Below are 9,414 nucleotides of genomic sequence, written 5' to 3' on the forward strand. Positions count from 1 at the left end.
ATTGGGTATATGAGACCTGCCCTTATCCTTTTATTGCTGTTTGTTTCATTAACTGCTGCCAACAGACTGCATCGGCCTGACGCTCCGAAAGGCTTTCTGGAACTGCAGTTCCATCATTTTATAGGAAAGAAGATTCTGCACTCAGACAGTACCTACCTCAATCATTTCAATGAGCCCTTCACTGTTACGAAATTCCGGTACTACGTGAGCAATATCGTGGTAAGCAATTCGGCAACGGGTAAACAATACAGACTGCCCGATACCTATTTTCTGGTGAATGAGGCAGAGCCTGCTTCGAAATCCATTCGCGTGGTTGTACCTGCGGGAGGATATGATACAATCAGTTTCCTCCTTGGGGTAGACAGTCTGCGAAATACGAGTGGTGCGCAAACCGGAGCGCTCGATCCATTGAACGATATGTTCTGGACATGGAATACCGGGTATGTAATGGCGAAGCTCGAAGGCAGTTCTCCCCTAAGCAAACTCCCTCATCATCTGATCGAATATCATATCGGTGGATACAAAAAGCCGCACGCTGTCCAGCAGTTGATCGCGTTGAAAGTCCCGGCCAAAGCTGTGCAGGTAAAAAGCAGCGGTATGGCCAAAGTGGCTATCCATGCGGATCTCGACAAATGGTTTTACGCAAAACATCCACTGAAAATTGCTGATCAACCTGCCTGCACAACACCAGGTGCACTGGCGGTGAAATATGCAGAGAATTATGCGCAACTGTTTTTCATCCATTCAATCAAACAGCCATGAAAGCACGTGCTGTGATATTGGTTCTTATTGTAGCGATGTTTGGAGGCAGCTGGCTGATGCAATCTTTCGTGCCGGATAATGAAGTAAGATCTTATGCCGCCGATCCGCTGAAACAGGAGATCCCATACGGGTTTCCTCCACCAGTGTATACTTTCAAAAACAATCCGCTTACACAGCAGGGGTTCAATCTTGGAAGACGTCTTTTTTATGAAGGACGTTTATCGAAAGACAATTACATCGCCTGCGCTTCCTGCCATCAGCAACACGGAGCGTTCTCCGATTTCGAGCATTTGCTGAGCCATGGAGACAACAATCAATTCACCCTGCGCAATGCGCCACCGCTCTTCAATCTGGCATGGCATAAAGAATTGCATCTCGATGGCGGCATCAATCATATCGAAGTGCAGCCGCTTGCACCAATCACTGCCAGCAATGAAATGGCGTCGGGGATAGACAGCATCATTGCAAAATTGTCGGCCGATACATCATACACAAGAATGTTCAAAGCAGCGTTCGGAGATGCCACCATCACCAGCCAACGCATACTGAAAGCGTTGGCACAATTCACAGGCAGTCTCACTTCGGCCAATTCAAAATACGATCAGATGCGTTTGGGAAAAGTGCAGTTCACGGATATGGAGTACAAAGGATATCAGATATTCCGTGCACGATGTGCCAGTTGCCATACGGAACCGCTGCTTACAGATTTCAGTTACCGGAATATCGGTCTCACAGTAGATACATTTCTGAATGATCTGGGAAGGATGCGCATCACCGGTCTTCCTGAAGATTCGTTGAAATTCAAAGTGCCGAGCCTGAGGAATGTTGCGAGAACAAATCCTTACATGCACGATGGCCGGTACTGGGGATTGGCGAAAGCCATCAATCACTTTGCCGGATTCAACGCAGCTGATCTTCGTACAGATTCATTGATCAGAAATGGAGCGCCATTGGAAAAGACGGATGTTTATCTGGTGATCTCATTTCTTCATACATTGACGGATTCTTCTTTCCTGAAAGATAAACGACTGGTGGCTCCGGAGTTCAACGGAAACATACATCAGTAATTGACAGATTCCCCGAAACATCCTTCAGACAAGGGTTTCAGGGAATCATCTTTACACCAGCCGGATAACCCATTCATTACTTGCAGAGAAAACTTTCGAGTGCTGCGCCGATCTCGGCAGGAGAATCTTCCTGAATATAGTGGATGCCCTGTACCATTACTTCCTGCTGATTGGGCCATGTTCTGGCAAATTCAAGCGCACGGCCAACGAGAATGGCTCCGGGCTCTGCAGCAATGAGTAGTTTTGGGATGGAGTTGGTGGCCATCCATTGTCCATAGCGTTCAACAATTGCTGCGATGTCGGCTGGTTCTCCATCGATGGGTAATGATCTTGGGAAGATGAGTGTAGGCAATCTGTCTGCCTCTTCTTTGAAAGGTGCACGATAAGCGTCCATTTCTTCGTCGGTCAATTTACGGAGTACACTTTTGGGGAGCACTGTTTCGATGAAGAAGTTTTCTTTCAGCACCATCGTCTCTCCTTTTTCGGAACGCATGGCTCTGAAGAGCTGATCTCTTCCGGCCGGGAAGTCGCTCCAGAGGCGGGGTTGAACAATCGCTTCCATATAGGCGATGGCTTTAATCTGTTCAGGAAAACGATAGGCGCGATGGAAGCCAAGGGCGGAGCCCCAATCGTGCAGAACGAGTGTAATATTTTCTTTAAGACCAACGGCTTCGAACCATGCGTCGAGGTAGGCTACATGATCCTGAAACTTGTATTTGTTTCCGGGCACTTTTCCGGATTGTCCCATTCCGGCGAGATCGGGTGCGAGACAACGTTTGTGATCGCTCAGCCATGGAATGATATTTCTCCAGAGATAAGACGAAGTAGGATTGCCATGCAGGAACACAACCGGAGCGCCTTCTCCGATATCTACATAACTCATTTCGATATCGAGCACTTTAACTTTTTTGCGGGGAAGATTATCAGTAGAACTGATGGATGGGATGGTGGTTTTGCTGTTTGTTGTCATTGCTTTTTGATTGTACAACAAAACTAATTCGCAGTAAAACGGGTGGCTATATCCATTTTGTTCAGTACGTGCAGACCACTTTTGAAGTGGCCTTACTGTGCCATGTTATTGCCGGAAGCAATCTCGAAACACTCGCGCAACTTCTCTGTGGCTATTTTCAAGCGGTAAGGTGTATAGGCGGTAAAACCCAGCAGTATGGCGGGTTGCTGAGGATGTTGCAATGTGTAATTATCAACGAAAGAGACTTTTATTTTACGCTCCCTGATCTCATTCTTCAGCAGTTCGCTGTTTACTTTCGGGTTCAATTTGCAAACGAGATGCATGCCACAGCCCATGTCGATGATATCGAGGTAAGGGGTCAATTGCTGTTGCAGCAATCGCATGAGCACTATTCTTCTTTCGGCATACAGCAATCGCATTTTATGGATATGCCGGGTGAAATATCCCTGCTCCATAAAATCGTGCAGTATGTATTGTTCGAGTGCGGGTGATTGTCTGTCGACGATTTCTTTTATTTTCTTGAATGGCTTGATCATTTCGGAAGAGGGAAGAACGAGATAAGCAAGCCGCAGGCCGGGAAACAACACTTTGCTGAAAGTGCCGGTGTAGATCACTCTCGCATGTTGATCGTAATGTTGAAGGCAGGGAGCGGGCAATCCTTCGTATCGGTACTCGCTGTCGTAATCGTCTTCGAGTATCCAGCTGTTGTTTTCGTGTGCCCATTGCAGTAACTGCTGCCTTCTTTTATCGGAAAGTGTAACACCCAGTGGAAACTGATGCGTAGGTGTAACGTAGGCCAGCTTTGCATCGGGGAAGTGTTGTATGCCGTATGTTACATTCATCCCATCTTTATCAACCGGCACGGGACATAGCTTCATTTGTGTATACTCGAAGGCGAGCTTGGCTCCGTAGTAACCGGGATCTTCGATCCAAACTTTATCTCCGGGTTTCAACAATACCTGCAACACCAGGTTCAGTGTTTGTTGCGAGCCGGTAACAACCACTACCTGATCTGCATCGCAGTTCACACCGCGTGCAACGCGCAGGTAGTCGGCGATCTTCTGACGCAGACCTGGGTATCCGAAAGAGTCTTCGTATCCGAGATGGTATTGTTTGAGTTGCTTCAGAATATTGGCAGCCACTTTCTGCCAGGTCTGAAAAGGAAATTTATCGAGGGCCGGAAGTCCGATCTGGAAAGGATTGTCTTCGATTCTGCTTCCAAGGATGATGGCGGTTGTGTCTGTGCGCGGAGTGGTATTTTGTTGCCTGTTATTTTTTTCCCTGCTTTTTGTTGCAGGTGATTGACCATTTCTAACCTGCAGCAATTGTTCCGGAAGTACTGCTGCAACAAATGTTCCGGAGCCGGTCCTGGCTTCGAAATATCCTTCCATGATCAATTGCTCGAAGCATTGGCTGACGATGATGCGCGATACGCCCAGTTCGATGGAGAAAGCACGGCTGGATGGAATGCGGTCGCCAGGCTGCAGCTGTCCGCCTTTGATCTTATCTCTGAGCTGCGCGTACAATTGCATGTACAGCGGCTGATCAGAATTTCTCGAAAGGCGGATGCCAGCCAGCATATTTCCGGAGCGCTCCTTTGCCATGCAACTTAGATTGAATGAGTGTTGCAGCAAGGTAATGCATTCCTATTTCTTTTTCAATCCCAGCGCCTGCATGATTTTGTTGAACACTTCGATGTTTTCGTATACACCTTTGAAGAGATCGGACTGTGGGCCGTAAGCAAAAACAGGAACAGGTATAGCAGTATGATCGTCGGTAGAAAAGTGACCACCAACAATACCGGTTGCATAATCACCTTCGAGCAATGTAAGTCCACCGGTTTCGTGATCGGCAGTAATGATCACGAGCGTTTCGCCATCCTGATCTGCGAACTGCAATGCTTTTGCAATCACCTGATCGAAGTCGAGCATTTCTGAAACAACTTTAGGGAGATTGTTCTCATGTCCTCCATCATCGATCTGTGCAGCTTCGGCCATCAGGAAAAATCCTTTGCCGGATCTATTCAACACTTCGATGGATTTATCAAGCGCTTTTCCCAGCCAGTTTCCACGGCCTTCGGCAGCGGGTTTGCCGGCAACAGGATCCATCACTACCCATCTTTGTGCGTTATTGGCAACAACATTGTCGAGGGAAGTTGTAACAGTAAAGCCGCTTTTTTTGATAGCCGCTGCGAGTTCTGCATTGTATTTATCATTCCCGGATCCCATAACCAGTTTCGCAGGAGATCCGGTGAGATCGTGGAGAATGGCAGCGGAACTGTCTCTGTCTGCGCGGTGTGCGTAGAAGTCAGCCGGAGTAGCATCGGTAATGTCACCAGCTGTGATAATGCCACTCACCATTTGCGGATGAATGATCTCAGGGATCAGAGGAAGTTTCGCGCCTGTATGATCGACACCAACAAAACGATTATTGGTTTTTACACCGGAAGAAAAAGCAGTGGAACCGGGCGCCGAGTCGGTGATGAAATGATTGTGTGAACTCGTTTTTGAAAGACCGGTATTGCGGATGTTGAAGATGGATAATTTTCCTCTGTTGGCAGTGTAACCGGCATAGATCTGAGGCAGGGCCATACCATCGCCAATGAGCAGGATTACATTCTTCACTTTTTTGTGTACGCCATCAGACTTGAAAGTAGGTGTATACACTTCGTGTGGTTGACTGCCAACAGATAAATTCTTGTTCAGCTTGCCGAGAAAATCGGCCATGGGTTGAATCTGATCGGTGTTGATGAAGTCTGCTTTGAGGTTCATCAAAGTATACCATGTATTGATATTATCGGCTGTACCCCAGAACCTGACAGGCTTCTGCAATTCATGCACTTTGCTGATAGCCAGTTCGAGTGGCTTAAGTTCGTTTTCGGGAATCCTTCCTTTTCCGTTCCATGGAGTGAACTGCGTGAGAGGAGCACTCAACATAGCGATTCTGCTCAATGCAGCAGCGCTGTAGTTGGTGCCGATATTTCCGTCGAACCAGATGAAAGCCGGATAGCTGCTGAATTGTGAAGGATCGGGGCGGCTGCCTGAAATAACGATCTTCAGATTGGAACATGCGGTGATCTCAGGATATTGCTGCAATTTTTTCACCAGCAAATTGAGTGTAGGAATGGCGGCAGTTTTGAGATCGATCATCAACTGCAGGCGACGCGATGCATCGGACCATACATTTCCCTGATTGCTGCGGATGTAGGTTGCCAGCGGTTTCAGATAGAGACTGTCGAGCGACCGTTTATTTTTTGCGAGATCGGCAGCAGTGTGCGCAACCCATAATTCATCTTTTTCGGAATCGAGAAAAACATCTGCTTCAATACTTCCGAATTGTTGGCGATAGGCATCGAAGAAGGGATTGGTTTGCTCATAATCATTATGCGAATGAGCGTTGGAACTGGAATAAACAGCTGGCTGAGCCTGGGCAGTAAAACTGCCGAGAAGCAGCAAATAAAAGATTGCGCGCATACGTGGAGTTGAGATATAATGGATAATGTGATTGAATGGGCCGACTGGCGAGGTAGTACTGCGCATGGAGAATATACGACGATTTTGCATTTTATAAAAACCTCAAAACTAGCCATGCAATGTTTCCTTAATGTAATGTAAGTTTTAAGTATTGGTGAACAGGAAGTTAATAAGGGTAAGTATGGGAAGAAATATGCAGGCCGGTCCCTACTTTTTTCTTTGCCGGCAAGCCGGATTGCAGTTCCCTACCCTATATTTGTTACATGAAAATCTCCTCAGTATCCTCTTCTGAATACCTGGAGCTCACAGAACTCTGGGAGAGATCCGTGCGTGCAACGCATCATTTTCTCAAAGAAGAGCCTATAAAGTATTTCAGGGCTCAGATCCTGAACATCTATCTCGATGCTGTTCAGCTGAGCTGCATCAGAGACGAATCCGGAAAGATCCAGGGATTTATGGGAGTGTTGAATAACAAACTCGAAATGCTGTTTGTGGAACCGAATGCTATTGGCAGCGGAGTTGGCAAGGAGTTGTTGCAGCATGCCATCGATCAGCTTGGTGTAACCAAAGTAGATGTGAACGAAGCGAATCTGCAGGCATTGAGTTTCTATCGTCATATGGGTTTTGTAGAAACGGGACGTTCTGAACTGGACGGATCGGGCAAGCCATTCCCTCTCATACATATGGAGCTGCAGAAACAGTAGCAATTTGCAGGGATATGCAGTAAATTAGTGTTCAATCAAACCATGAACATATGGCTGATGCTTCACAGGAATTCATCCGACTGGCCAACCATCCGTTGAAGTTGAGGTTGTTTCTGCTGATGAAGCTGCCGGCAGCGTTCTTCTCCGGTGTTCGCATACGAAAGATGGACACCCATCATTGTGTGGTATCGGTGCCTTACCGATGGGGAACACAAAATCCTTTCCGAAGTACCTATTTTGCCTGTCTTGCAATGGCCGCCGAACTGAGTACCGGCGCGCTGGCCATGAGCCTGATCTATAAACGTCGTCCGGCAATATCGATGCTCATAGTAAAAATGGAAGCGGAGTATTTCAAGAAGGCAACCGGCCGCACTTATTTCACCTGTGAAGATGCGCAGGCGATGCGGCAGGTGGTTGAAACTGCTGTGAGTACAGGAGAACCACAGACGTTCACCGCATTGTCGGTGGGTAGAAATGAAGCAGGTGAAAAAATCGCAGAACTCAGGTTCAGTTGGAGTTTCAAGGCAAAAGCATAAGCAATAAAAAAGCATGTAACGGTTATATTACATGCTGCTTCGTTTATAGTTGATCACTTTATTTTCCTACCACTTCTTTCAGTAATTGAATAACATCAGTGGGATTTGTTCCAAACTGTTTGTTGATCCATCCGGGTTTCGCGAATCGGCCGAGTGCAAGAAAAATAGAGAGTCCTTCTTCCTGCGACCATTGATTTCTTTTTCTTCTGAATCCTTCTACAGCAGTAGCCAGTGGGAGGTTTCCACCTTGTTTATGGCAGAGCCAGGATACGGCAACGTACTGACCTAATCCTTCCATCGATAGAAAGATATTGTCGAGTGGCTGGAGAATGGCGGTATCACCTGTGAAGTATTTGCGCTGTCTTGATTCGATCATTCCGAGTCCCATTTCAACAAACTTCTTTCCCATGTTCTTTTTTGGAGGAAGGATAGATGAGTAGAACATTTCGGTTTCGGTGCGGAAGTATTTTACATAGGCGCTGTCTGATTTGAAATATCCCTGAACGATATCGTCGTTGAGCGGCACAGTTTTGAATGCGTGTTTTTGTTCGATGCTATCGATAAGTCTGCCGAAACCTTCGTATTGTCGGCAGTGAGCGAATTCGTGAAGGAATACACCGGTAAGCATCATATCCAAATTAAAGAGCGTGCTTTTTACACCGGCATTCTCCCAGAATGCAGGAGCTGCCATAACGAAGAAGGTGCCTCCGTTTCCGACGGGGCCGGCAAAACTCATGAGTTGAACGGGGACTGTTTGTCCGTTTGGAAGCATGATCGAATCGGCGTGAGTTGCTTTTCGCCACTGGATATTTTTTCCGTAGATAGCAGGGCCATCGATAGAAGTGCCGTTGGGAGCGGAAACTACGGAATTCGTGTATACGTATTCGTTATCATAGAAAAGCATGGCAGGCGGTTCAACAGGAGGCTGTTTGAGCAAGTCTTTGTTGATGAGTTCCCAGGCGTTGATCCAGTTGAATAACCAATCGGGGGCTTTTTGTTGTGCGGATGCGGTGGTTGGCCATGAAAATAAAGTGGCAAGGGTAAGGTATATGAAAATCCTCATGTAGATGGTTTTTGTAAAGTTACCAGAAAGATGAAAGGGTTGCAAGGCGGATGGTCCGATATAGGGTTACGATTACATTAAAGGGTATGGTGCCTGAGCAGTGGTATTGTATTGCCGGAGTACCTATGTGTTGCAAGATCTTCGGGTTAGCATCTACTGTAGATGCATGTAGCATTCTATCTGTACGCTCTGTGATTATCTGCCTCTCTGCATAGTAGCAATATTGCATTCGATAAAGGTTGGGGAGCAGTTGCCGTGGTGTACTGTAAACCAGTGTTTGTCTGCCTCTGTGGTGTAGTTATAAAGATAGTTGGTGGTGGAGATTGTTTGGCTGTTTCAGGGGCGAGGCAGGAAGAGCGCTGATCCGTCTCCTTCGCGGACAGGGGATAATAGTGACTTGTCTGTCGTAGTCTTGCTGTATAGTAAGTGATGTGTGCAGCTGGCTTCGGGGGGGCAGGGAGAGGGCTGGTATTGGGTGATGCAATAACAGTCGCGGCTATACGCAGCTCTCAGGGGGGAGGGAGGAGAACATAGCGCAGCAGCACAGGCAAGCCCATCGCTCAGCCAGCAGGCAGTAAAGGACCACAGGCAGCATAGCTGGTTTGATCTGCAATCAAAGGGACCACCCTACCAGGGCAGACAGTAAAAACAGCGGGGACAGTGCATGTGAGGTAAGCGGATCTCAGGAGAGCGCGCAAAAAAGGGAGTTGGCAGGGTATAAAAACAAAAAAGCCTTGCAAAACAGATTGCAAGGCTTTTTCGTAATAAATATGGCAGCTACCTACTCTCCCGCATTGTTGTGCAGTACCATCGGCCATAAGGGGCTTAACTTCTCTGTT

Annotated in this window: 8 protein-coding genes; 4 read left to right on the plus strand and 4 right to left on the minus strand. The window is 47.2% G+C overall.

All coding sequences use genetic code 11. The features are described from left to right. The first annotated feature begins 9 nt into the window (after nucleotides 1–9). On the plus strand, nucleotides 10–762 hold the full coding sequence (locus tag HHL16_RS17250) for an MbnP family protein (protein ID WP_169426419.1): 753 nt from the start codon (nucleotides 10–12) through the stop codon (nucleotides 760–762). Continuing rightward, nucleotides 759–1,829, plus strand: coding sequence for a cytochrome c peroxidase (locus tag HHL16_RS17255; RefSeq protein ID WP_169426420.1), 1,071 nt, complete (start codon nucleotides 759–761; stop codon nucleotides 1,827–1,829). The genes HHL16_RS17250 and HHL16_RS17255 overlap by 4 nt, the downstream gene beginning before the upstream one ends. A 76-nt stretch (nucleotides 1,830–1,905) precedes the next feature. On the opposite strand, the gene HHL16_RS17260 is transcribed toward HHL16_RS17255, so the two are convergent. The 3 genes from HHL16_RS17260 to HHL16_RS17270 all read right to left on the minus strand — a co-directional run bounded on the left by HHL16_RS17260 (nucleotide 1,906) and on the right by HHL16_RS17270 (nucleotide 6,272). Beyond that, on the minus strand, nucleotides 1,906–2,799 hold the full coding sequence (locus HHL16_RS17260; RefSeq protein WP_169426421.1) for a haloalkane dehalogenase: 894 nt from the start codon (nucleotides 2,797–2,799) through the stop codon (nucleotides 1,906–1,908). 92 nt (nucleotides 2,800–2,891) lie between these two features. Then, on the minus strand, nucleotides 2,892–4,403 hold the full coding sequence (locus HHL16_RS17265) for a PLP-dependent aminotransferase family protein (protein WP_169426422.1): 1,512 nt from the start codon (nucleotides 4,401–4,403) through the stop codon (nucleotides 2,892–2,894). Between the two features lie 42 nt (nucleotides 4,404–4,445). Then, entirely contained in the window at nucleotides 4,446–6,272 is a 1,827-nt protein-coding gene (locus tag HHL16_RS17270; protein ID WP_169426423.1) for an alkaline phosphatase, read from the minus strand. 263 nt (nucleotides 6,273–6,535) lie between these two features. Between HHL16_RS17270 and HHL16_RS17275 the strand changes: the two genes are divergently transcribed. Together HHL16_RS17275 and HHL16_RS17280 are read left to right on the plus strand one after the other, a co-directional pair. Beyond that, a complete protein-coding gene (locus tag HHL16_RS17275; protein WP_169426424.1) occupies nucleotides 6,536–6,976 on the plus strand; it encodes a GNAT family N-acetyltransferase in 441 nt (146 codons plus the stop codon). A 50-nt stretch (nucleotides 6,977–7,026) separates the two neighbouring features. After that, nucleotides 7,027–7,512 (plus strand): DUF4442 domain-containing protein, encoded by a 486-nt coding sequence (locus HHL16_RS17280; protein ID WP_169426425.1) that lies wholly within the window; start codon nucleotides 7,027–7,029, stop codon nucleotides 7,510–7,512. A 58-nt stretch (nucleotides 7,513–7,570) separates the two neighbouring features. Here the strand turns inward: HHL16_RS17280 and HHL16_RS17285 are convergent, their stop codons facing one another. Beyond that, nucleotides 7,571–8,575, minus strand: coding sequence for a hypothetical protein (locus HHL16_RS17285; RefSeq protein ID WP_169426426.1), 1,005 nt, complete (start codon nucleotides 8,573–8,575; stop codon nucleotides 7,571–7,573). Nucleotides 8,576–9,414: the final 839 nt, after the last annotated feature.

The sequence above is a fragment of the Pseudoflavitalea sp. G-6-1-2 genome, assembly GCF_012927185.1.
Lineage (GTDB): Bacteria > Bacteroidota > Bacteroidia > Chitinophagales > Chitinophagaceae > Pseudobacter.

Coding starts and splice junctions, on each gene's coding strand:
- HHL16_RS17250 (WP_169426419.1), top strand. CDS start 10: ATGAGACCTGCCCTTATCCTTTTATTGCTGTTTGTTTCATTAACTGCT.
- HHL16_RS17255 (WP_169426420.1), top strand. CDS start 759: ATGAAAGCACGTGCTGTGATATTGGTTCTTATTGTAGCGATGTTTGGA.
- HHL16_RS17260 (WP_169426421.1), bottom strand. CDS start 2,799: ATGACAACAAACAGCAAAACCACCATCCCATCCATCAGTTCTACTGAT.
- HHL16_RS17265 (WP_169426422.1), bottom strand. CDS start 4,403: ATGGCAAAGGAGCGCTCCGGAAATATGCTGGCTGGCATCCGCCTTTCG.
- HHL16_RS17270 (WP_169426423.1), bottom strand. CDS start 6,272: ATGCGCGCAATCTTTTATTTGCTGCTTCTCGGCAGTTTTACTGCCCAG.
- HHL16_RS17275 (WP_169426424.1), top strand. CDS start 6,536: ATGAAAATCTCCTCAGTATCCTCTTCTGAATACCTGGAGCTCACAGAA.
- HHL16_RS17280 (WP_169426425.1), top strand. CDS start 7,027: ATGGCTGATGCTTCACAGGAATTCATCCGACTGGCCAACCATCCGTTG.
- HHL16_RS17285 (WP_169426426.1), bottom strand. CDS start 8,575: ATGAGGATTTTCATATACCTTACCCTTGCCACTTTATTTTCATGGCCA.